Annotated in this window: 23 protein-coding genes; 7 read left to right on the top strand and 16 right to left on the bottom strand. The window is 70.0% G+C overall.

Features of this window, described 5'->3' with window-relative positions:
- Nucleotides 1-23: 23 nt before the first annotated feature.
- The 6 genes from SGCZBJ_RS20035 to SGCZBJ_RS20010 form a co-directional block, all read right to left on the bottom strand.
- Nucleotides 24-830: a class I SAM-dependent methyltransferase gene (locus tag SGCZBJ_RS20035; protein WP_101719702.1), complete on the bottom strand. Its 807-nt coding sequence runs from the start codon at nt 828-830 to the stop codon at nt 24-26.
- An 89-nt stretch (nt 831-919) separates the two neighbouring features.
- Nucleotides 920-1,978 carry an enoyl-CoA hydratase/isomerase family protein gene (locus tag SGCZBJ_RS20030; protein ID WP_101719701.1) on the bottom strand — a complete coding sequence of 353 codons (1,059 nt, stop codon included), beginning with the start codon at nt 1,976-1,978 and terminating at the stop codon, nt 920-922.
- Nucleotides 1,979-1,986: 8 nt separating this feature from the next.
- Nucleotides 1,987-2,592, bottom strand: a complete 606-nt coding sequence (locus tag SGCZBJ_RS20025) for a histidine phosphatase family protein (RefSeq protein ID WP_101719700.1) — start codon at nt 2,590-2,592, stop codon at nt 1,987-1,989.
- The gene (locus tag SGCZBJ_RS20020) at nt 2,592-3,014 is read right to left on the bottom strand and encodes a type II toxin-antitoxin system VapC family toxin (RefSeq protein ID WP_165799391.1); all 423 of its coding nucleotides are present in this window, start codon (nt 3,012-3,014) and stop codon (nt 2,592-2,594) included. The genes SGCZBJ_RS20025 and SGCZBJ_RS20020 overlap by 1 nt, the downstream gene beginning before the upstream one ends.
- Entirely contained in the window at nt 3,011-3,283 is a 273-nt protein-coding gene (locus SGCZBJ_RS20015) for a type II toxin-antitoxin system Phd/YefM family antitoxin (RefSeq protein WP_101719698.1), read from the bottom strand. The genes SGCZBJ_RS20020 and SGCZBJ_RS20015 overlap by 4 nt, the downstream gene beginning before the upstream one ends.
- A 42-nt stretch (nt 3,284-3,325) precedes the next feature.
- Nucleotides 3,326-4,465, bottom strand: coding sequence for an isobutyryl-CoA dehydrogenase (locus tag SGCZBJ_RS20010; protein ID WP_101719697.1), 1,140 nt, complete (start codon nt 4,463-4,465; stop codon nt 3,326-3,328).
- 207 nt (nt 4,466-4,672) lie between these two features.
- Here SGCZBJ_RS20010 and SGCZBJ_RS20005 point away from each other — a divergent pair, with 207 nt between their 5' ends.
- The 7 genes from SGCZBJ_RS20005 (at nt 4,673) to arfB (ending at nt 9,560) form a co-directional block, all read left to right on the top strand.
- On the top strand, nt 4,673-5,116 hold the full coding sequence (locus SGCZBJ_RS20005; protein WP_101719696.1) for a DUF2147 domain-containing protein: 444 nt from the start codon (nt 4,673-4,675) through the stop codon (nt 5,114-5,116).
- A 56-nt stretch (nt 5,117-5,172) separates the two neighbouring features.
- The gene (gene hemB / locus SGCZBJ_RS20000) at nt 5,173-6,174 is read left to right on the top strand and encodes a porphobilinogen synthase (RefSeq protein ID WP_101719695.1); all 1,002 of its coding nucleotides are present in this window, start codon (nt 5,173-5,175) and stop codon (nt 6,172-6,174) included.
- A gap of 1 nt (nt 6,175) precedes the next feature.
- Complete coding sequence (locus tag SGCZBJ_RS19995) at nt 6,176-7,045, top strand: helix-turn-helix transcriptional regulator (RefSeq protein WP_101719694.1); 870 nt, start codon at nt 6,176-6,178, stop codon at nt 7,043-7,045.
- A gap of 32 nt (nt 7,046-7,077) precedes the next feature.
- Nucleotides 7,078-8,169 carry a serine hydrolase domain-containing protein gene (locus SGCZBJ_RS19990; protein WP_240621588.1) on the top strand — a complete coding sequence of 364 codons (1,092 nt, stop codon included), beginning with the start codon at nt 7,078-7,080 and terminating at the stop codon, nt 8,167-8,169.
- 28 nt (nt 8,170-8,197) lie between these two features.
- Nucleotides 8,198-8,596, top strand: coding sequence for an NUDIX hydrolase (locus SGCZBJ_RS19985; RefSeq protein ID WP_101719693.1), 399 nt, complete (start codon nt 8,198-8,200; stop codon nt 8,594-8,596).
- Between the two features lie 86 nt (nt 8,597-8,682).
- Complete coding sequence (locus SGCZBJ_RS19980; protein ID WP_101719692.1) at nt 8,683-9,141, top strand: YaiI/YqxD family protein; 459 nt, start codon at nt 8,683-8,685, stop codon at nt 9,139-9,141.
- Nucleotides 9,138-9,560, top strand: coding sequence for an alternative ribosome rescue aminoacyl-tRNA hydrolase ArfB (gene arfB, locus SGCZBJ_RS19975; RefSeq protein WP_101719691.1), 423 nt, complete (start codon nt 9,138-9,140; stop codon nt 9,558-9,560). The genes SGCZBJ_RS19980 and arfB overlap by 4 nt, the downstream gene beginning before the upstream one ends.
- 13 nt (nt 9,561-9,573) lie before the next feature.
- Here the strand turns inward: arfB and SGCZBJ_RS19970 are convergent, their stop codons facing one another.
- From SGCZBJ_RS19970 to SGCZBJ_RS19930, 10 genes are all read right to left on the bottom strand, one after another.
- Nucleotides 9,574-9,849 carry a hypothetical protein gene (locus SGCZBJ_RS19970; RefSeq protein ID WP_101719690.1) on the bottom strand — a complete coding sequence of 92 codons (276 nt, stop codon included), beginning with the start codon at nt 9,847-9,849 and terminating at the stop codon, nt 9,574-9,576.
- Nucleotides 9,850-9,952: 103 nt separating this feature from the next.
- Nucleotides 9,953-10,432, bottom strand: a complete 480-nt coding sequence (locus SGCZBJ_RS19965; protein WP_240621587.1) for a MarR family winged helix-turn-helix transcriptional regulator — start codon at nt 10,430-10,432, stop codon at nt 9,953-9,955.
- A gap of 185 nt (nt 10,433-10,617) precedes the next feature.
- Nucleotides 10,618-11,478, bottom strand: a complete 861-nt coding sequence (locus SGCZBJ_RS19960; protein ID WP_338065464.1) for a pentapeptide repeat-containing protein — start codon at nt 11,476-11,478, stop codon at nt 10,618-10,620.
- Between the two features lie 187 nt (nt 11,479-11,665).
- Nucleotides 11,666-13,435, bottom strand: a complete 1,770-nt coding sequence (locus tag SGCZBJ_RS19955; protein ID WP_101719687.1) for a CIA30 family protein — start codon at nt 13,433-13,435, stop codon at nt 11,666-11,668.
- Nucleotides 13,436-13,483: 48 nt separating this feature from the next.
- Nucleotides 13,484-15,988: a zinc-dependent metalloprotease gene (locus tag SGCZBJ_RS19950; RefSeq protein ID WP_101719686.1), complete on the bottom strand. Its 2,505-nt coding sequence runs from the start codon at nt 15,986-15,988 to the stop codon at nt 13,484-13,486.
- A gap of 88 nt (nt 15,989-16,076) precedes the next feature.
- Entirely contained in the window at nt 16,077-16,217 is a 141-nt protein-coding gene (locus tag SGCZBJ_RS25760; protein WP_165799390.1) for a hypothetical protein, read from the bottom strand.
- Nucleotides 16,214-17,482, bottom strand: a complete 1,269-nt coding sequence (locus SGCZBJ_RS19945) for an RICIN domain-containing protein (RefSeq protein WP_101719685.1) — start codon at nt 17,480-17,482, stop codon at nt 16,214-16,216. The genes SGCZBJ_RS25760 and SGCZBJ_RS19945 overlap by 4 nt, the downstream gene beginning before the upstream one ends.
- Nucleotides 17,483-17,794: 312 nt before the next feature.
- Entirely contained in the window at nt 17,795-19,417 is a 1,623-nt protein-coding gene (locus tag SGCZBJ_RS19940) for an adenylate/guanylate cyclase domain-containing protein (RefSeq protein WP_240621586.1), read from the bottom strand.
- 130 nt (nt 19,418-19,547) lie between these two features.
- The gene (locus SGCZBJ_RS19935; protein ID WP_101719683.1) at nt 19,548-19,964 is read right to left on the bottom strand and encodes a hypothetical protein; all 417 of its coding nucleotides are present in this window, start codon (nt 19,962-19,964) and stop codon (nt 19,548-19,550) included.
- Between the two features lie 23 nt (nt 19,965-19,987).
- The gene (locus SGCZBJ_RS19930) at nt 19,988-22,012 is read right to left on the bottom strand and encodes a toll/interleukin-1 receptor domain-containing protein (RefSeq protein WP_101719682.1); all 2,025 of its coding nucleotides are present in this window, start codon (nt 22,010-22,012) and stop codon (nt 19,988-19,990) included.
- Between the last annotated feature and the right edge of the window lie 7 nt (nt 22,013-22,019).

Here is a 22,019-nt window from a genome sequence, read left to right as displayed (position 1 = left end):
TGTCGTCCGCAGGAGCGGGGCGCTTAGCGCGCCCCGGCCGGCTTGCGGAACTTGTAGATGAACTGGTCGGTCTTGCCGCGGATGGACGGGTCGAAGACCGAGACGTTGCGCTTGTCGGCGGCGTCGCGCAGCACGCGGCTTTCGCCTTCGAACACGAAGCCGGCGGCGGTGACCTCGGCCTTTACGGTCTCTGGATCGATGCGGTGCAGCTTCTCGGCGTCGCGCAGGCCCGAACCGGGCTGGGCCGAGTGGTCGAGCACCAGATAGACGCCGCCCGGCTTCAGCGACTGGAAGACCTTGCGGTTGACCACCGCCATGTCGGGCTTGCCCATCAGCGGGGTGTGCATGTCGTGGTAGTTCTGGGCGGTGAACACCAGGTCCAGCTTCTCGGGCGCGCCGAAGTTGGGCAGCAGGTTCAGGATCACCGAGACGTTCTTGTAGGCCGGATCGGCGGCGATGGCGTTCACGGCCGGCTCGCGATTGGCCAGCTTGGTCAGCTCGTCGGGCACATAGGCATAGACGTGGCCGCGCGGGCCGACGGCCTTCGACAGGATGCGGGTGAAATAGCCGGTGCCGGGAATCAGGTCTGCGACCTTGGCCCCGCTGCGCACGCCGGCGAAGGCCAGCACCTGGGCCGGCAGGCGATCGGCGTCGCGCTTGGCGTCAACCTCGGGACGCAGCGGATTGTCGACCGCGGCGATGATGTTGGCCGGGATGGAGACCGGGGCGGCGGCCGGCGGCGGCGGAGGCGGCTCGGCGGGCCCCATCGGGGTCGTGGCGCACGCGGTCACGGCGAGCGCGGCGACGAGGCTGAGAAGCGGCTTACGCATGGTCTTCCTTCCGGCGGACTTTCTTCTTTGGCTGGCGGCAAGCTAGCGAGGCCAAGCGACAGCTTCAATGCCGCTACGGCAGAACGCTGTCAGGCGTCCGCGAGAGGAGTCCACTCCTCCTCCGGCGGGAGGGGCGCAAAGATCGCCTGGATGTCGGCGTCGTTCACGGCCTCGATGCTCGGCGGGTCCCAGCGGGGCGCATTGTCCTTGTCGACGATCACCGCCCGCACGCCCTCGATGAAGTCGTGCCTGCGCACCACGCGCGAGCCGATCCGGTACTCCATGGCCATGTTGTCGGCGAAGTCGGTCATGGCCTCGCCGCGCTTCAGCTGCTCGAAGGCTACCTTCAGGGTCTGGGGCGACTTGGTCTTCAGCACGGCCAGCTGGGCCTTGCCCCAGTCGCAGGAGTCGGCTTCCAGGAACTCGAAGATCTCTTCGACGCTGTCGCCGACGAACAGACGGTTGAGGTCCTGCTCGAAGCCCACCAGCGGCGCCTTGCCGGCGTCGGCGCGGTACATGCGCAGGGTCTCGTCGATGCGGCGGTGATCGGCCAGGATCGCCTTCTTCAGCCCCTCGATCGCGCCGAATTCGACGAAATGGGTGGCGATGCCCAGGCGCATGCAGTCCGAGCCCTTGATCCGCGCGCCGGTCAGGGCCAGCCACAGCCCCGCCTTGCCCGGCAGGCGCGGCAGGTACCAGCCGCCGCCGACGTCGGGGAACAGGCCGATGCCCGTTTCGGGCATGGCGAAGGTCGTGCGCTCGGTCGCGATCCGATAGTGGGCCGGCATCGAGATGCCGACGCCCCCGCCCATGACCACGCCGTCCATGATCGCCACGACCGGCCGGTCGTAGTGGAACAGCAGATGGTTCAGCCGATACTCGGTATGGAAGAACTTCCGCGCCTCGACGCCGTCGCCCGCCCCGCTCTCGGCGAGCATCCTGATGTCGCCGCCAGCGCAGAAGCCCCGCTCGCCGGAATGGTCGATCATGACCATGTCGATCTCGGGGTCAGCCTGCCACGCCAACAGGGCCTCGATCATCGTCTCGCACATGGAAAGCGTCAGGGCGTGCAACGCCTTGGGCCGGTTCAGGGTGATCCGGCCGACGTTCTTCTTGACGCTGACGAGGACTTCGCGGGCTTCGGTCATAGAGTTTCTCAAGCGAATTCGGGGTCTTCGACGGGCGCGCAGTCGAAGCGGTCGATCTGGCCGGCCAGCAGGCGGTAGACCGCGTCCTGCGGCACCTCCTGGCCCAGGGTGTCGGCGCGCGACAGGCCGGCATAGGCGCCGCGCAGCAGGCGGCCGGCGACCCCGTGGCTGACCACGATCAGCCGGCGCTCGGCTTCCGGGGCCTGGTCGGCCAACCAGCCGGCCACGCGGGCGGTGACGTCCTCGAAGGTCTCGCCGCCCGGCGCCCGGAACGCCCACTCGTAGCTGGCGAACAACTCAGGATTGTCACGGCGGATGCCCTCGCGCAGGCGGCCCGACCACTCACCGACGCTGATCTCCAGCAGGCGATCGTCAAAGGTCAGCGGCAGGCCCGTGCGCTCGGCGATGGCTTCGGCGGTGTTGCGCGCGCGGCGCAGCGGACTGGCGACGATCCGCCAGTCGTCGGACGGCTCTCGCGCGATCAGGTCGGCCAGCAGCTCGCCCATGGCCCGCGCCTGGGCCCGCCCCAAGGCGGTCAGGTCGGACTCGGTCTGGCCCTGGAAGCGTCCCTCACGGTTGAACTGCGTCTGGCCGTGGCGGCAGAGATAGATCATCAGATTGTAGCTCTCAGGTCGAAGCACTCGATACCGGACCGAGCGGCGACGATCAGCAAGGTCTCGTCACGCGAAGCCAACGGCCAATCCTGCTCCAGCGCCAGCGCAAGATATGAGGCGTCGAAGAGACTGAGTCTGGCCCTCTGGGCCAGCGTCGTCAGACCCTCCATGTCGATGATCAACGGATGAAGCGTGACGTTCAGCGCAACATAGTTCGCCACCGCACGATCGTGCCTCTCGACTGTCGACAAGCCACGACGTTCGTAAGTCAGCAGAACGTTGCGGACTTCCCAGTCGAAAATCTCCGGCGCCTCGAAAGTCGTCGCGTCGCTCCGCTCCAAGAAGGCGTTCGCGGCGTCAGTCGCTTGCGTCGGCAACAGCCACGCCAAGGCGGCTGACGCATCCAGGACGACCGACCTCACTCGCGCGCCATCTGCTTCAGTTCTTCCCAGGTCATGTTCTCGATGCCGGGATTGGCCGCCGTCATCTCGTCCTGAAGCTTCTTGAAGCGCGCGACGAGTTCCTTGCCCGGCAAGCGGCGCGGCGGCGGCGAAGCGGCCTGGTCCGCCGGCAACAGCTTGGCAACCGGACGGCCGTTGCGGGTGATGAGCACCGCCTCGCCGCCCTTCTCGACGGCGTCGAGCAGGGCGGACAGATGGGTCTTGGCTTCGAGGACGCCGACTTCGCGCATGACGAACTCCAATCTGACCAGTCTGGTCAGATTATCACGATCCTACTGTCGGAACATCTCGCGGGCGATGATGACGCGCATGATCTCGTTGGTGCCTTCCAGGATCTGGTGGACGCGCAGGTCGCGGACGATGCGTTCCAGCGGATAGTCCTGCAGGTAGCCGTAACCGCCATGCAGCTGCAAGGCGTCGTTGGCGACCTGGAAGCCGGCGTCGGTGGCGAAGCGCTTGGCCATGGCGCACAGCTTGGTGGCCTGCGGATCCCGGTTGTCGAGCGCATGGGCGGCGCGGCGGACCATCAGGCGGGCGGCCTCCAGTTCGGTGGCCATGTCGGCCAACTTGAATTGCAGGGCCTGGAAGTCCTTCAGCGGCCGGCCGAACTGGTTGCGGGTCTCGAGGTAGGCCTTGGCCGTGTCGAGGGCGAACTGGGCGCCGCCCAGCGAGCAGGAGGCGATGTTCAGGCGACCGCCATCAAGGCCCATCATCGCGAAGCGGAAGCCTTCGCCCTCCCCGCCGATGCGGTTGGCGACCGGCACGCGGCAATCGTCGAAATTGACCTGGGCGGTGGGCTGGGCGTTCCAGCCCATCTTGCGCTCGTTGGCCCCGAAGGAGAGGCCCGGCGTTCCCTTCTCGACCACGAAGGCCGAGACGCCCTTGGGGCCTTCGCCGCCGGTGCGGGCCATGACCACATAGACGTCCGACACGCCGCCGCCGGAGATGAAGGCCTTGCCGCCGTTCAGCACGTAGTGGTCGCCTTCAAGGCGGGCGGTGGTGCGCATGCCCGCCGCGTCCGAGCCCGAGCCCGGCTCGGTCAGGCAGTAGCTGGCGATCAGCTCCATGGTGGTCAGGCGCGGCAGGTAGCGTTGGCGCAAGGCCTCCGAGCCGAAGCGGTCGATCATCCACGAGGCCATGTTGTGGATGGTGAGATAGGCCGCGACCGGCACGTCGCCATAGCTGAGGGCCTCGAAGATGATCGAGGCGTCCAGGCGCGACAGCCCGCTGCCGCCGACGTCGTCATTGACGTAGATGCCCGCGAAACCCAGGCCCGCAGCCTCGCGCAGGACGTCGACGGGAAAGTGCTTGTGCTCGTCCCACTGGGCCGAATGCGGGGCAAGCCGTTCCGCGGCGAAGCCCGAGGCCATATCCTGAATGGCGCGTTGATCGTCGTTCAGCGCGAAATCCATGCGCCACTTCCTCCCATGCGGGGCATATCCGCCCTCACCTTCTTGACCGCTGACCTGCCCTGAGCAGCCAAGTGTGTCAATCATATCTCAGTTGGCGAATTTGAATGCGGCGCCGCAGCGAAATCGGGTGCGAAAGGTCGCACCTCCCTTGATCCGACACCTCGTCGGTATCAGATCACGCCCATCGGAGGCGTCGTCTCGGTTCCCATGTCCAAGTTCATTACCGCTCTGGCCGCGGTCGCGGCCCTGTTCACGTTCGTGTCCGCGCCGGCTCACGCCGAGAATCTCGGCGTGTGGCGCAACCCGAAGGACAACATCCGTCTGCACATCACCGACTGCGGTCCGAGCATGTGCGGTTGGGTCGTCTATGCAAGCCGCAAGGCCGAGGCCGACGCCAAGAAGAGCGGCTACGACACCCTGGTGGGCCAGCAGGTGCTGCGCGACTTCGCGCCCACCGGCAACGGAAACATGCGTGGCAAGGTTTTCGTTCCGACCCTGAAGGTCACGCTCTCGGGCACCGCCGAGTTCGTCGACGCCCGCACCATGCGCGCCAAGGGCTGCGTGCTGGGCGGCCTGTTCTGCAAGTCGCAGGTCTGGACCCGCGTCGACGGCGGCGTGCAGCAGGTTCGCGTCACCAAAACCGGCGAATAGCCCCTTAAGGGCCTTACAGCCTTGCCTCGATCGGCGGCGCGCGCGAAACCCTTCGCATGACCGTTCCGCCGCTCGCCCCCTACCCCGCCACGCGCCTGCGCCGCCTGCGCCAGGCCGACTGGACCCGCCGCCTCGTCCGCGAAACGGAAGTCCGTCCGTCCGACCTGATCTGGTCGATGGTGGTGCACGAGGGCGAGGGAACCGTGCCGGTGGCCTCGATGCCCGGCGTCGAGCGCCTCAGCGTCAAGGAAGCCGCCAAGGCCGCCGTGCGCGCGCGCGACCTGGGCATTCCGGCCATCGCCATCTTCCCGCACATCGACCCGTCGAGGAAGGACGCGACCGGCTCGATCGCCGCCGATCCCGACGGCGTGATCCCGCGCGCCGTCAAGGCCATGAAGGACGCAGCCCCCGAGGTCGGCATCATGTGCGACGTGGCGCTGGACCCCTTCACCGACCACGGCCACGACGGCGTGGTCGAGAACGGCAGGATCCTCAACGACGCCACCATCGAGCGCCTGATCGAGCAGGGCCTCATGCAGGCCGCCGCCGGCGCCGACATCCTGGCGCCGTCCGACATGATGGACGGCCGCATTGGCCGCCTGCGAGGGGCGCTGGAGGCCGACGGCTGGCAGGACACGATGATCATGTCCTATGCCGCCAAGTACGCCTCGGCCTTCTACGGCCCCTATCGCGACGCCATCGGCTCGGCCAAGCTCTCCGCGGGCCAGGGCGACAAGAAGACCTACCAGATGGATCCCTCCAATACCGAGGAAGCCATCCGCGAGGTCGCCCTCGACATCGCCGAGGGGGCCGACATGGTCATGGTCAAGCCGGGCCTGCCCTATCTCGACATCCTGCGCCGGCTGGTCGACGAATTCCGCATGCCCACCTACGCCTTCCAGGTGTCGGGGGAATACGCGATGATCAAGGCGGCCGGCGCCAACGGCTGGATCGACGAAGACCGCGCGATCCTCGAAAGCCTGGCGGCCTTCAAGCGGGCCGGCGCGGCCGGGATCATCACCTATTTCGCCCCCTGGGCGGCCGAGAAGCTGGGCTGACATGGCCGCGCCGAGAACCGCCTTCGCACCAGGACGGTTCTACGGCGCGCCGACGATCGAGCGGCGGCTGCCGGGCGTGCGGCTGGCCCACCTGGCCGCCACCATGAGCGCCGAGCACGTCGACGAGCACAGTCACGACGACGCCCATTTCGTGCTGGCCACCCACGGCCGCTACGAAACAGAAGCCTGGGGCCCGCAGACCGAAGGCCCGGTGCTCGTCTACAATCCGCCGGGCGTGATCCATCGCGACCGGTTCGTCGAAACGGGCGGCTATTTCCTGGCCGTCAGCTTCACCGCCGGCGACTGGCGGGCCCTGGCCAATGGCGGCGCGGCGATCGACGCCCTGCGACTGACCGGCCCCGTCGCTCGCCGCGCCGCCCTGCGCCTCACGCGATCGCTGCTGTCCGCCGACGCCGAGCCCCTGTCGCTGGAAGGCCTGAGCCTCGAACTGGCGGCTGAGGCACTGGCGCCGCTTCGCGACGGGGATCACCGGCCGCCCTGGTTGGACCTGGCCGAAACCTACCTGGCCGACGCCTTCGACCAGCCGATCGGCGTCGCCGACCTCGCCCGCGCCGCCGGAGTGCATCCGGTGCACCTGGCCCGCGGCTATCGCCGCTGGCTGGGCGCCGCGCCCGGCGAACGCCTTCGCGCGCGGCGGCTGGAACGCGCCGCCGACCTGCTGATGCGGGGCCGCATGCCGATCGGCGAGATCGCCCTGGCGGCGGGCTTCTGCGACCAGAGCCATCTCAACAGGCAGTTCCGACAAGCCTATGGGGTGACGCCCGGAGAGTTCGCGCGCCTTTGCAGCTCTCGCCCCGCCAGACGGCCCGATGTTTCGGGCGTCCAAGACGAGGCCGCACCCGCGTCCTAGCTTGGCCGCGTCAGCCGTCGGAGTCGCTTTTCGTGAAACGCTTCCTGTTCGCCGCCGCCCTGGCCCTGGCGCCGCTGTCGGCCGCCTCCGCCGCTACCGACATGCCCTCCGCTGCGCCCGGCGCCGAACAGATGTCGGCGACAAGGCTCGAGGCCATGTCGGCGGCCATCAAGGCGGGCGAGTTCCAGAAGATCACCAGCGTCCTGGTCGCCCGCCACGGCAAGCTGCTGTTCGAGGCCTATTACGACGAAGGCCAGCCCGACGGCGGCCCCGAGGCCCGCCGCAACACCCGCTCGGTGACCAAGACCGTCACCGCCATGCTGGCCGGCGCCGCCATCGATCGCGGCGCGATCCCCAGCGTCGATGCGCCGATCAAGCCCTACCTGAAGGGCCGATCGCCGGCCGCCGCGCCCGATCCGCGCAAGGACAAGGTCACGGTCGAGGACCTGATGACCATGAGCTCGATCGCCGAGTGCGACGACGACAACCAGTTCTCGCGCGGCAACGAAGAGCGGATGTACCTGATCGAGGACTGGGTCGGCTTCTATCTCGACCTGCCGGTGCGCGGCTTTCCCGAGTGGGTGCAGAAGCCCGCCGACGCGCCGTACGGCCGCAGCTTCTCCTACTGCACGGCGGGCGTGACGACGCTGGGCGCGGTGGTCCAGGGCGCGGTCGGCAAGCCCCTGCCCGCCTTCGCCCGCGAAGCGCTGCTCGACCCGCTGGGCATCGAGGGCGAGCGCTGGCAGGTCTCGCCGCTGGGCCTGGCCCAGGGCGGCGGCGGCCTTGGCCTGCGCAGTCGCGACCTCTTGAAGCTGGGTCAGCTCTATCTCGACGGCGGCAAGTGGAACGGCCGCCAGGTGCTGCCCGCATCCTTCGTCGCGGCCGCCACCAGCCCGCACGCCAATGCGCGGCCCGCCACCGACTACGGCTACCTGATCTGGCTACAGACCCTGGGCGGCCACAAGGTCTGGGCGATGAGCGGCACGGGTGGCAACAAGGTGGCCATCGTCCCCGATCTTGGGATCGTCGCGGTGGTCACCACGGTGAACTTCGACGTCCGCCAGCCGCATGCCATCACCGAGCGCCTGCTGACCGAGCATATCCTGGCCGCCGTCGAGCCCTGAGAGTCCCGAATCCGCTAGTCTGGCGGCCATGAGCAAGGTTCTCGACATCGTCACCGCCGTCATCCGCGACCAGGACGGCCGCATGCTGCTGGTGCGCAAGCGCGGCACGGCGATCTTCATGAAGCCGGGCGGCAAGCGCGACGGCGACGAGGACGACCTGACCGCTCTCGCCCGCGAGCTCGACGAAGAGCTGGGCTGCCGGCTGGTCTCGGCGACCTTGTTGGGCCGGTTCTCGGCTCCTGCGGCCAACGAGGCCGGGTTCACCGTGCAGTCGGCGACCTACCTCGCCGTGGTCGAGGGCGAGATCGCCGCCCAGGCCGAGATCGAGGAACTGGCCTGGATCGACCCGGCCGCGCCGCCCGCGGGCCTGCCCCTGGCGCCGCTGCTGAAGGACGAAGTGATCCCCGCCCTGCTGGCCCTGGCCTGAGGTCCGGCAAGCATTTGCCGCGCGCCCGGGCGGGCTAGCCGCTCACACCTAGCCCTGGCGCGCTTTGGCCGTGCTATAGGGCGGCCATGACGACGATCTACATCGACGCCGACGCCTGCCCCGTGAAGGACGAGACCTACAAGGTCGCGGCCCGCAACGGCCTGAAGACCTATGTCGTCTCCAACAGCTGGATCCGCGTGCCCGCCACCCCCGCCATCGAGCAGATCGTGGTCGACGCCGGCCCCGACGTGGCCGACGACTGGATCGCCGAGCGCGCCGGTCCCGGCGACGTGGTGGTGACCAACGACATCCCCCTGGCCGACCGCGTGCTGAAGGCCGGCGGCCAGGCGATCGCGCCCAACGGCCGGGTGTTCACGGGCGACATGATCGGCTCGGCCCTGGCCTCGCGCTCGATCGGCGAGCACCTGCGCTCGATGGGCGAGGTCACCAGCGGCCCCAAGGCCTTCGGCCCCCAGGACCGCAGCAAGTTCCTCCAGGCGCTCGACCAGGCCGTGGTCAAGGCCCGTCGCGTGGTCCCGCGATGATCGAGATCACCTCCTGGCTGCGTATCGACGAGGACGAACTGGTCGAGAAGGCCGCCCGCGCCTCGGGCCCCGGCGGCCAGCACGTCAACAAGACCTCGACGGCGATCGAGCTGCGCTTCGACGTGACGAACTCGCCGTCCCTGACCGACGACATCAAGGCCAGGCTGACCGCGCTGGGCGGCAGCCGCATGACCCAGGACGGCGTGCTGGTGCTGTTCGCCCAAGGCCATCGCTCGCAGGAGCTGAACCGCCAGGACGCCCGCGAGCGGCTGGTCGAACTGATCCGCCGGGCCACCGAAAAGCCCAAGCCCCGCCGCCCGACCAAGCCGACCTATTCCAGCAAGCTCAAGCGGCTGGAGACCAAGTCGAAGCGATCGGGCGTGAAGACCATGCGCGGCCGGGTCCGTCACGACGACTGACAGCGCGCAGCGTTTAGTCGGGCTGGACGACGCCTACGCCCAAGCGGGCGCCATCGGCCTGCTGCTCGACCACGAACACGGCCTCGCCCTGATTCAGCTGAGTGAGCTGACCGGCGACGATGGTTCCGAAAAGATTGGCCAGGACGATGTCGGCCGAGCCCTGGCCGCCATCCTGGACCATCGCCTCCCAGTGCATCATCCGATAGGTGGAACCGGAGGCCTGCACGGCGAAGCCCGTGCCGCCATCGGCGTAAGACTGGATGTGCTCGGCGACCTGTCTGACGTTCATGTTGTGAAGCTCCCCTCGCGCGGCCCCTAGCAGCCGCGAGACTCCACCTTAAGGCGCAAGCCTCTTAACCGGAGATTGCGCCCAGGTTGTTGTCGAGGTTTCTTCAGGCCAGACGCGGGATCGGCGGGCCGAACGAAAGGATCTCATCCTTCCAGTCGGGTTCCGGGATCAGGCCGCCCAGCATCTTCTTCAGATAAAAGGCCAGGGCCGACTGTTCGTCGGCGCTCAGTTCGGAGCAGGCTTCCTGGTGCAGCGGCGTCAGCTCGTCGCGGATCCGTTGCAGCAGAGCCGCCCCGGCCTCCGTCAGGCGCACGACCACCTTGCGGCGATCGTTCGGCGCCCCGCCGCGCTCGACCAGGCCGTCGCGGATCAGACCGTCGATCGACCGGGTAAGGGTCGTGCGGTCGGCCGCCGAAAGCTTGGAAAGCCGCGTCATCGAACACTCGCCGAACCGGGCCAGCGACAGCATCGCCACCCACTTCGGAAACGACAGACCGTGACGCGCAACATGGTCGGCGGCCATCGCCCGCCGATGTTGCTCGGTCTGGTACATCAAATAGCTCAAATAGCTGGGCAGGGGCATGGATTGCCCCTCCCTCAAGTCATGCTCAGGCATGGTGTCCCCCCGCGCCGTGCGCCTTGATCTCACAACCTCTGCTGTCGCGCAATCGCCACGAGGCCCCTAGCCCGCATAGCGTTCACCATGTCGCGAAACGCCTGTCTCGTCCGCACGTTCCGCAGGCGAGAAAGACCCCTCTCGCGCGAGTATCAGCGACGGGGCGGAGACGGCGCCGCGGGAGGGGCCGGCGGCGCCGGCGGGGCGGGCATGCCGCGCATGACAGTGATCCGCTTGACCCGGCCCGTGCAGCTCTTCAGCGACAGCCCCGGCGGCAGGCGGGCCTCGCCGCAGGCCTCGTCCAGCTGGTCCTGGGTCAGGCCGCGCGCGCCGCTGAGATCGACGCCCTGGAAGCGCACGGCCGTGAAGTCAGCGCCCTTGAAATCGGCGCCGGCGAAGCTGCCGCCGCGCAGGTGCGAGGCCGTCAGCGAGGCGTTGCGGAATTGGGCGCGGTCGAAGCGGCCGCCGCTGAGGTTGGAGCCGTTGATCTCGGCGTTCGAGAAGTCGGCGCCGCGGGCGTTCACCGACGACAGGTTCGAACCGTTCAGCTCGGCATTGGCCAGCCGGGCGTCGATCATGGTGGCGGCTTCCATGTTGGCGCCGTGCATCTCCGACGAGGTCATGTCGGCGCGCGACAGGTTGGCGTTCTGGAAGTTGGCGCCGGCCGACTCCACGCCCGACAGGCGGGCGCCGTTGAAGTTCGCACCCTGGAAGTTGGCGGCGCGCATCTCGGCGCCGCGCAGGTCGGCGCGGGTCAGGTCGGCCGCCGCGAAGTTGGAGCCGTAGAACACCGCGCCGCGCAGGTCGGCGCCGATCAGGTTGGCCCTGGCGAAGTTCGCGCCATTGAACTTGGCGCCGGTCATCTTGCGGCCGGCCAGATCGCAGCTGACGCACACCCCGCCCAGAGACACCAGGCGCGCCACGTCCTTGTCCTCGATCGAGGCCTTGGCCTGGGCCTGGCCGGCCAGGGTCGTCAGACCCATGACCAGGGCGGCGGCGAGTGTCGTGCCCATGCGGGCCATCGGCGGTCTCCGTGCGGTCGATAAGCGACCTTGCTTGGTAACGGTTTGAGCCCCGCACCGCCGCTAGACCACTTAAATCGCGGTAATGACGGGGATTCGGGATCCCCGTCCCCCGCCAAACGCTTGTTGGCCTTAGCCTTCAAGCGCCCGCCGCGTCAAACCGCCACGCCCTCCCCGACTAGTAGAAAGTCACGTCGTCGAGCTCGAACCACAGCTTGCCGCCGGCCGGACGCTCGCCCTCGACGCCGACCTGCAGCAGGTCGGTCCCGGTGAAGGCGGCCTTCTGCCGCCCCTCCGGCTTGAACGCCGAGAACGGCAGCTCGATGGTCTTCCACTGCGGGCCGGCCTCGACCTTGGTCGTCCAGCGGCCGGTCGCGCCGACCAGGCTGACGACATAGGCGCCGCCATCGCCGCGCACGGCGAGCTTGAGACCCTTGAAGGCCGTGGCGTCGGTGGGAACCACCGAGCCCCGGGTCAGGGGCAACAGCACGCCGGCCGAGGCGTCGTCCTTGCTGGCCATGCGGGCTCCGACGCTCAGGATCTTGCCGCCACCCTCGCGCTCGATGACCTGCGAGACCTCCTGGCTGCGGTCGCGGCCGCCGTCGAAGTCGTCGAGCCGCAGGGTGTCGAGGCTGGTGCGGCCGTCGGCCCGCTCGAAGTCGTCGATCAAGGCCTGGGCCTTCACCGCCGGCGGAGCGATACGGTCGTTGGCGGCCGAGCGCTTGGCGCCCGGGCCGTAGGACAGCTTGCCGTCGATGAAGACGCGCTCGACCTTGCGGGCGTCGGAAATGGTCTCCCACGGCTTGCCGGACACCAGCACGAAGTCGGCCCGCTTGCCGGCCTCCAGCGTGCCGCGATCGGCCAACTGGTTCATGGCCCTTGCGCTGCCGGCCGTGCCGATGGTCAGGGCCTGGGTCGGCGTCAGGCCGGCCTGCACCAGCAGTTCCAGCTCGCGCTGGGTCGAGGAGCCGTGCGGCGTGCCGGTCATGCCCGCATCCGTGCCCAAAGCCAGCGGCACCCCGGCGTCGAACAGCGCCTTGGCGTTGGACAGGGCGTAGCCGAACTTCAGGCGGCTTTGGCGCGCGCGCGGGCTGTCGGGATCGGCCGGCGGCTTGGCGCCGGGCTTCACCGGTTCGTAGACCGCCAGGGTCGGGGCGTAGAACAGGCCCGAGGCCTTGATGGAAGCAATCGTGCCGGCATCCAGCGGCGCGTCCTGAAGGCTGTGGGCGATGACGTCGACGCCGCTGCTCGCCGCCACCTTGCCCTGCTCGACCGTCACCGTGTGGGTCAGCACCTTCAGGCCGTACTTGTGGGCCGTCTCGGTCAGCGCCTTCAGGGTCCAGGCGTCCATGGTGGTGTTGTCGGGCGCTGAGCCGTAACGCCAACCATCGGTGAAGGCCTTGATGGCGTCGGGCTTGTAGGCGGCGATCTCCTCGACCGCGGCGCGGGCGCCTTCCGGCGTGTCGACCCAGCGGGTGGTGGCCTGGTCGGCCCAGTCGGCGCCGTGGCCGCCCGGCGTGCTGATGCGGGCGACGAAGTTGACGTGCGGCGCGGTCAGGGTTCCCAGCCACGCCCGGCGCGGCGCGAAGCTTTCGGGCTGCTGGTGGAAGTCGTTCACCGAGGTGACGCCAGCGGCCACATAGGCGTCGGCGATCTTGGGCGTGACGTCGGGAACGCCGTTGGGGGTCCAGTGGGTGTGGACGTCGAACAGGCCGGGGATCAGCGCCTCGCCCTTGGCGTCGACGATGGTCGCCCCCTTGGGCGCCTTCACCTTCGGGCCGACCGCCAGGATCCGCCCGCCTTCGACCACCAGCGTCCCGCGATACGGCGCCGCGCCCGTGGCGTCGAAGATCTCGGCATTGACCACCGCCAGCGGCTGGGCGGCCGCCATGGCGGTCGAAAGCGCGGCGGCGCAGAGGCCGCCGAGCAGGATGCGGGCGCGGGTCATGGGCGGTCGTCCTCGTTCGAAACGGGCGCTTTCAGACGCGCCCTTCCCTCATGACGAACCAGGCGCGCAAAACCAGCAGTCCTCCCCGCCGATCGGCATGCCGGGCGGCAAGGTTTCCACCGCGCCGGCGCGCGGAGCCGCCAGGGCCTTGCGGTCGCCGGAGGTCAGAAGGCGCGAGATGCGGGCGGCCTGATCGGCCTCGGCCCCCTGCCCCTTCCAGCCGGCCAGGGCCTTGGCGTAGCGCAGCAGGGCTGCGTCGATCTGGGCGGCGGCGGTGGGCGACAGGGTCTTGTCGTCGAGCACGGCGACGAGATCGCCGACCAGGCGCCCGCGCACGCGGCGACGCAGCTCGCCTGTGCGCCCCTCGGCCTGCGCACCACCCGGCGCCACGGCGGTCAGGAGGGCGTCGACCGTCTCGGCGACATCCAGCTGCCCCGCGTCGCGGCGCTTCTGCTCGACCAGGCGGTTCAGGCGCGCCGGCGTCAGCAGCAGCGACAACGGCAGGTCGGCGGCGGTCTCGGCGGCCGTCGGCAGGTCGAACACCGAAGCCCCCGAGGTCGGGAAGATCTCGATGGCGTAGGCCTTGTCGCGCGAGCCGGACATGCCCGACGACAGCAGCGACAACAGCGGGTCGGGCAGGTCCAGCGCCGCCGGGTCCAGCGTGCGGACCAGGGCCGCCAGGGCGCGGCGCTGGTCGCCGGCCGGCGTTGCGGGCGCGGCCTCGCGGCCATCGCCGACCACCGCATAGCCGTAGTCGACGCCGCCGACGAACTTCACCGCCGCTTCGACCTGGTAGCGATGAAAGAGATAGATCGGCACGAGGGCCCGGCGCAGGTCGGCGGCGGGCGAGCCGGCCGGCACGTTGTTCAACCCGAACCGCGACAGGGCGATGCGCCGCACGGCCATGACGTTGTCGAGCTCGACCACCGGATCGGCGCCGTTGTCCCACAGCGCGCCATAGGGCTGGGCCGAGGCCGCGCCCCGGGCGTCGGCGTCGGAGACATAGCGATAGCCCTTGGCCTGGGCGTCGCGGGCCAGCCTGTCGAGGCGCGCGGCCTCGTCGCTTCCCGGCGCGCCCTCCGAGTAGAGCCAGTCGATGGCGAAGGCGTCCCAGGCCCCGACGCCCTTGGCGTAGGCGTCCGACAGGTCGAGGCGGTCGCCGTCGATCTTCACCAGCGGCGCGGGGTAGTCCATCACCGAGGCGCGGCCGTAGACGCTGCCGGCGAAATTGTGGGACAGGCCGATGGCGTGGCCGATCTCATGGGCCGAAAGCTGGCGGATGCGGTTCAGCGCGATCTGGATCGGGTCGTCCGCACCGCCCTTGCCCGTCTTGTCGGCGCCCAGCAGGCCCTCGAAGATCATCCGGTCCTGGCGGATGCGCAGCGAGCCCAGCTGCACCACGCCGCGGACGATCTCGCCGGTGCGGGGATCGACGACCGTCGTGCCGGTCGACCAGCCGCGCGTCTGGCGGTGGATCCAGTTCACGACATTGTAGCGCGCGTCCATCGGGTCGACGCCCTCGGGCAGCGGCTCCACGCGGAAGGCGTCAATGTAGCCGGCGGCCTCGAAGGCCTGGTTCCACCAGCGGCCGCCCTCGACCAGGGCGCCGCGCACCGGCTCGGGCGCGCCGCGGTCGACGTAGAAGATGATCGGCTTCTTGACCGGCGATTTCGCGGCCGTCGGGTCGGCCTTCTCCAGGCGGAAGCGGCGCACCAGGCGCTGCACGGTCGGCTGGTCGAGACCGACGGCGTAGTCGGCGAACAGGACCTGGGCCGAGGTGCCGGTGCGCGGATCGAAAGCGCGCGGGGTGAAGCCCGGTCCCGGCAGGCGAATGAAGCTGTGATGGACGCCGAAGGTCACCGCCCGGGCGTCGGGAACGATGCCCGAGACCTCGCCGCCCGGATCGTCGGCGGTGAAGGTCTGGCGGGTCTCGAACTCGAGGTTGTCGGGGAACACGCCGACATGGCCAAGATCGACATAGCTCAGGGTCGGCGCGGCCTTGAAGCCGCCCTGCTTGGCGTCCTTCAGCGAGCCGGCGATGTTGAAGGCGTCGCGCAGCAGGAAGCCGGCCAGATCGACGGTGAAGCCGCCGTCGGGCGTCTCGCTGGCCACCTCGCCCGACCAGACCACCGAGCCGGGGAAGCTGTCGCGCACCGTGCGCTGCTCCTCGACCGTGCCGCCGATGGCGCGGAAGCCGAAGTTCTCGAACTCGGCCAGCACGCGCTTGCCGACCCGGCGGAAGACCAGCACCTGGGTGTCGCCCGTGGCGGCGCGGTCCAGGCCGACAGGCGTCGCGCCAAGGCCGCCGCTGAGGCTGGGCTGATAGAGGAAGCGGCCCGAGATCCCATCGGCGTCCGGCGCCGGCAGAGTGACCAGCACCGCGCCCTTGGCGGCGTCGGTCTTGACCGGCAGCAGGCTGGCGGTGGTGGCGGGCGCGGCGGCGGCCGGAACCGGGGCGGCGCTTGCGGGAGCGGCGGACAGCGCCATGGCGGTCAACGCAGTCGCCAGCGCCAGGGCGCGCAGCGACGCGCCGCCGAAGTCCGATTTCTTCATCTGCCCCTCCGATTCCCGCTCTAGTCGCGGCGGGCGACGGTTTCGCCCCGGGCCGGTGCAGGCAAGCCTCTTTTTGCTGGAACGGGCCTCAGCGGATCTCGCGGGCCAAGGCGCGGGCGACCAGCTCGCCGGCCTGCCTGCAACGGTCCAGGGAGGGGCGCCGGTTTTCGATCGGACGCGGCTCGGTCCTCAGGCGATCGGGCTGCGGCTGGGCGGAAAGCTGGATCATGAGCTCGCCGTGTCGAACGCGCGCGCCTCGGCCTCGAACTCGGCCAGGGCCGCCTCGGCGGCGTCGGCCATCCGGCCCCAGCCGAGCAGGACGGCGTCGAGGTCCGGCGCGGCGGCCTCGGGCGCGGCGAGCCCCGCCTCGAGGTCGTCGAGCACTGCGTTCCAGTCGCCGCGCAGGCCTCGCACCCCGGCCACCGTCGTCGCCAGGCCGGCCGCCGGAGCGACGATGTCGTGCAGGGTGATCTCGCGACGGGTGCGCGGCGCGGGACTGAACGCCCACTGCTGGGCGGGCAGGCCGGTCTTCTCCCACAGGCGCAGCGGGGCGCCGGCCTGCACCTCGGCGACGTCGAGCGCGTGCCCCGGGAAGGCGACATTCTCCAGCGTCGCGCCCTGGCGCGGCGGCACGCGGAAGAGATCGGCGCCGGTCGGCAGGTCGTCCTGCGCGCCCACCCGAGGCGGCGGCCCCTCGCTGATCAGCGGGAAGCCGAACGGCGTCGAAGCGTTGGCCAGCGTCCAAAGCTTGTCGTCGGCGGTGATGTGCAGGCCCAGCGCCGGATCGGCGGCCGAGCGAAGGCGATGGGCGTCGGCGGCCTGGTCGAACTGAAGTCGCCAGAACTGGCGAGCGGCGCCGCCCCGGACGGGTTCGAGATGCGGCGCGCCGTCATCGTCGTAGGCCAGGCACAGCTCCGGCGCCTCGCGCAGCCAGATCCGCACCGCCGGATCGCGCTCGAAACCGGCGAACGCCGCGGCGAAGGCGCCGGCGCGCGTTGCGAAGCCGCGCATCGCCGCCGCCAGGGCGGTGGCGCGGTCGGCGCGCATGCGGACCTGAAGTCGCAGCGCTTCCAGCGCCGCGCTGCGATCGCCGGCCAGAAGTTGCCGATAAAGGGACGGCGCGACGTCGCGGCCGTAGGAGACCAGGTCGCGGGCGAAGGCGGCCATGCCCAGCTGGAGATCCAGCCCCTGCCCTTCCAGGACAGCGTCGAGATCGGTCCAGGCGGCCAGCAAGCGCTGGGCTTCGGCGCACAGTTCGCCCGCCTCGACCGCGCGGCCGCCACGACGGGGCTCGAGAGCCGAACCGACGACCTCGCCCAGGAAGTCGACGATGTCGCGACGCTGGCGCGCGGCGCGCAACGCAGCGCGGGTTTCAGCGGCGACACGGCCGAGCGCGGCGACGTCGCGCCAATCGGCCAGGCCCAGATCGAACAGGTTTCCGGATTGGGCGGAACGGCCGCTGGCGTCGCCGGCGAAGAGCAGAAGCCCGTTCATCGCCAGCCCCGCGGCTCAAGCCGTCGGTCCTCGATGCTTCGCAACGCCGCTACTCCACCCTGGGGTCGGCGATGGGCCGCTCGCGAGCGTCACGAGCGGCCCCCGCCCCGCATGCGAAGAGCCCCCCAAGACTTCCTCGCGCGCCAATGGCCTGGGAAACCCGGAGCCATCATGGCGAGACGGCTCCGGGTCCCTGATCGCTGGACGTCCGCTCTGGAGGCTTTTCGGCCCGGCCGTCCTTGATCTGCGACAGAATGTCCCAAGCCCTACAGCCCCGCTGTGCAATTTTTCACAGGGGGGTGCGGCGAGGTCTTAGCGGCGGGAAAGATTGAAGATCGAGACCGGCGGAAAGCTCTTGCGGGGCGTGGTTCGCCCCACATAGCCGCAGCGGTACCGGTCGGCGTGGCGCGTGGCCAGGATGCCCGCCATGGCCTCGCTGACATAGGCCGCGCCGGGCGCCACGTCGGGCTCGATGCGGGCGGCGACGACCACGTGGGCGCCGACGACGGCCTGGGCGCCGGTGATCGGGTTCACGCGCAGGTGCACCGGCCCGTAGTGCCCGCCGATCCGCAGCGCCAGATGGCGGGGCAGGCCCCGCGCCCGCAGGTTCAGGCGGCGGTGGGCCTCCAGCAGGACGAGCGCGGCCTCGGCGGCGTCCGACGGCCGGTCGAAGACCAGAAACACGCCGTCGCCCCAGGTCTCGACGTGCTCGGGCGGCGCGGCGAGGCCGGCGATGGCCTCGGCCATGCCCGCCATGACGACCTCGAAGAAGGCCGGCACCTGGGCGTCGTGCAGGGCGCCGAAGCCGCGCACGTCGATGAACAGCATCGCCTTGACCCCGCGCTCGCCGGGCTCGGTCGACGCAACGACGGTCGGCGCATCAGGCGCGGGCCGCTCGAAAGGCAGGATCGCCTGGGGCCGTCCGGTCTCGCGCCAATAGGCGACGTCGGCGCCGGCCCCCGCAGGTCCTGTCGACTCGCGCCCGTCCCACACGGCGATCTGCACCGCGCGGGTTGACAGGCCTTCGGCGCGCAGGATCGCGCAGCCGATCGCAAAGCGGCTGGCGTAGGCGAAGACCTCGTCGTCGCCGGCATAGGGGTCCCGCGCGGCGAACCGCACCGAGGCGGCCCTGGCCAGGCAGGCCTCGAACCGCCCGACCCAGTGCTCGCCGAACGGCCGCACCGAAGTCTCGACGTAGGAGGCCAGGCCCAGGGGCGCGACGACGTGCAGTTCGGCCCCCGCCGCCAGCAGGGTCTCGGCCCAGAGGATATCGGCGCCGGCGGCCAGGCCGCCATAGCCGAAGCCGATCCGCTGCGCCCTGACCAGATCGGCCATGCTGGCCTTGATGGCGGCTTCGTCCTCAAAGGCGCGGGCGGCGAACATGTGCCCGGTGAAATGAGCCGTCGCGGGCGGGCGCAGGATCTCCAGCCAGGCGGTCGGCGCGCCGATCTCGCCGGCGATCATCGACAGTTGGCGCAGGGTCGAGGCATGGGCCGACAGGCTGCCCGGCGCGGCGGCGACGGCTGCGGCCAGCATGTCGGCGGCCTCTTCGCGTCTTCCCAACAGAAACAACGCCTCGGCGCGGCTGGCGCTATCGAAATAGCCGGCCTCGCCTTCGCCTGCGGCCGCGCCGGCGGCGTCGAGAGCGGCGGCGGCCAGCTCGGCGGTCCGCGCCGCGTCCCCGGCCAGCAGGCTCATGGTCGCGGCGTTGACGAGGCCATAGCGCCCCCCGCCGTTGACCGCCGTGGCGACATAGGCGCGGGCCGAAACGCGGGCGAAGGCGCGTCGGCGTTGGCCGTCGGCCGCCAGGGCCACGTCCTTCAGCAGGCGCGCGCCCAGCGACAGGGCTTCGGGATCGTCGGAACTGGCCAGGCCCAGGCGCACGAACTCGGCGCGGGCGAAGTCGGCGGCGCCGGCGCGGGCCAGCGAAAGCACGGCCGCGTGGGCCAGGATCAGCGAGTGTCTGCCCTCATCGAGGGCCCGCCGCGCCAGATCGTAGGCGGAAAGATGCTCGCCGCGCCGAAGCAGCGCGGCGAGCTCGTCGAAAGACGCTTCGGCGCTCAGCTTAGCGGCCGGTGCCGTTTTCGATCAGCGGATCCAGGTCGATCGCCTGGCCCAGGGCGTCATGCATGAACAGGCTGTAGACGAAGATGCCCATGCGCTTGCATTCGTAGACGACCTTGAACTGGGCGTACGGAACCGGCTCTTCCGCACCCGGAGGCGTGTAGTTGGTCCAGTAGTAGCTGGAGAAGTTCTGGCCCCAGTCGTTCTCGAACGAGATCGGGGTCGGCTGGAAGCCCCAGCCCTTCGAGAGCAGATCGTCGCTGAGACGGAACTGCAGCACGCAGCGCTGTTGCAGGTCGAGGTCCAGCGGCTCCGGCGGGTTCGGGGCCAGGTCCATGAAGCTGAGGTTGCCATCGAAGCCGACGATGATGTCGACGACCAGATCCGGCTCCGGGTTGGCGCCATTGTGGCTGAGCATAGAAAATTCCCCCTATAGGCGAGTTAACCTAAAGATGAATCGCGTGAAAACGCAACGAAGTCGGGTCTCGCATAACCGTGTAAACGAAGTTTGTTCACTATGGCCGAGGCCTCGGAAATTCTTCCCTGGCCGTGCAGGGCGCGAGCCAGGACGTAGAGCGTCTCGGGCGACAGGGCCTCGCGACGCGGTCCAAGCAGGCTGATCACCTCGGCGGAACGCCCCTGCGTCAGGCGGGCCATGCCCAGCAGCCATTCCTCCAGCTGGGCGTCGCCCTCGCCCTTCTTTCGACTCGCCAGCGACTGCTCGATCTCGCGCGCGGCGGCCCTGGCCGCCTCGGGCCTGCCGTCCCTCTCGGCCAGGCGGATCGCCTGCACCCTGAGCTTTCCGTTCAGCCTCGCCATCCAGGCATAGACTTCGGGATTGAGCGACCGCAGTCGCTCGATGCGGCGCACCGCCTCGGCATGCGCCGCGCGTGCGGCCGGCAGATCGCCGGCGGCGAAGGCGACGTCGAAGGCGTCGAGCTCCACATTGGCTGCGTAGTCCAGCCACGTGGCGTTCTCCGGATCCAGAGCGGTCAGGTCGCGGAAGCCGCGCCGGGCCCCATCGACCAGCCGGCGCGCTTCTTCGACGCGGCCCAGGTCCAAAGCCCGGCGGGCCAGGGCCAGCTGTCCGGCATAGAGCTTGGCGGCCATCGGCCGGTTTTCAGGATCCCTCTTCAGAAGCCCGGCCACGATGGACTGGGCGATGGCGCGCTGCTCGTAGGCCTGCGCCAGGTTGCCCGAGCGATAGTGGGTGTCCGAAAGCCACGCGTGGGCGTCGGCCAGATCCTTCACCGGCTGGACCGCGTCGGGCGACGCCTTGGCCGCCGCCTCGAAGCGGATACGGGCGTCGTCGAAGGCCGCCAGGGCGTCCTTGCTGCGGCCTTCGTCCAGAAGCAGCGTGCCCAGGTTGTTGCGGGCGTAGGCGACCTCCATCCGCCAGTCGAGATTGTTCGGATCGAGTTTCGTCAGCCGCTCGGCCAGTTCGCCATAGCGTCGGAAGCCCGCCTCGGCGTCGGCCGTGCGCGCCAGCCGCCAGTCGACATAGGCCAGCCAGAAGACGTTCTGGGCGTGGTCGTAGAGGCGCTTGCCGTCCTGCGGATTGCGGTTCGACAGCGCCTCGGACGTCAGGGCCGCCTGCGAGAAGGCCTGCCGCGCGCCCTTCAGGTCGCCGCGCTTGTCACGGATCTCGCCAAGCAGGGTCTGGGCCTTGGCCTGCTGCGACAGGTCCTCGTCGTCGAGGTCGCGGGCGTCGACATGGGCGTAGTGCGCCAGCGCCCGCGCGCCGACGCCGTCGAGCACGTCCAGGCGCCCGACCGGCTCCAGCTTCTTGCGCAGGTCGCCCAGCATGTAGGCCACCAGGTCCTCGGCCTCGGCGCGCTGGGCCTCGGCCTCGCGACGGGCGTCGAAGGCGACCACCGCCAGGACCCCGGTGACCACGGCCACGCCGAGCGCGCCGGCCGTGGTCGCCGCCATCCAGCGCTGGCGACGACGGGCGTCGCGCTGGATCAGGTTGTCGAGCCGAACGCCCAGCAGCGTCGAAGCGACCTTCAAAAAGGCCAGGCGACGGCCATCGCCGCCCGGGCGCAGGTCGGCGGCCAGGGGTTCGCCGCCGGGCGGGAAAGCCTCGCGCAGCACCGGCGGCAGGCAGTCGATGACCTCGCCGCCGCCTTCCGGCGCATCGACCAGCACGCAGATCACCCGCTGCGGACCGTGGGTCGACAGGAAGTGACGGATCTCTTCGCCGACCCATTTCGAGCGCCGCGACGCCTCGGAGCAGACGACGATCAGGTGCTCGGAACGATCCAGCGCCTCGCGAATCGCACCGCCCAGGTCAGCGGCGGCCGAAAGCTCGGCCCGATCGCGGAAGATCGGGCGCAGCGGGCGCGCGTCCGCCGGACCCACGCCCCTTGGCGGGCGATAGGCCTCCAGCCTCTTGTGCAGCCAATCGACGAGCTTGCCGTCGCCATGGCTGTAGCTGATGAAGGCCTTGTAGTTTAAGTCCCCCATTGCCCCT

The organism is Caulobacter zeae (genome assembly GCF_002858925.1).
GTDB classification, from domain to species: Bacteria; Pseudomonadota; Alphaproteobacteria; order Caulobacterales; family Caulobacteraceae; genus Caulobacter; species Caulobacter zeae.
Note: the sequence above shows the minus strand (reverse complement) of the source record. Positions and strands in the feature narration are given on the sequence as shown.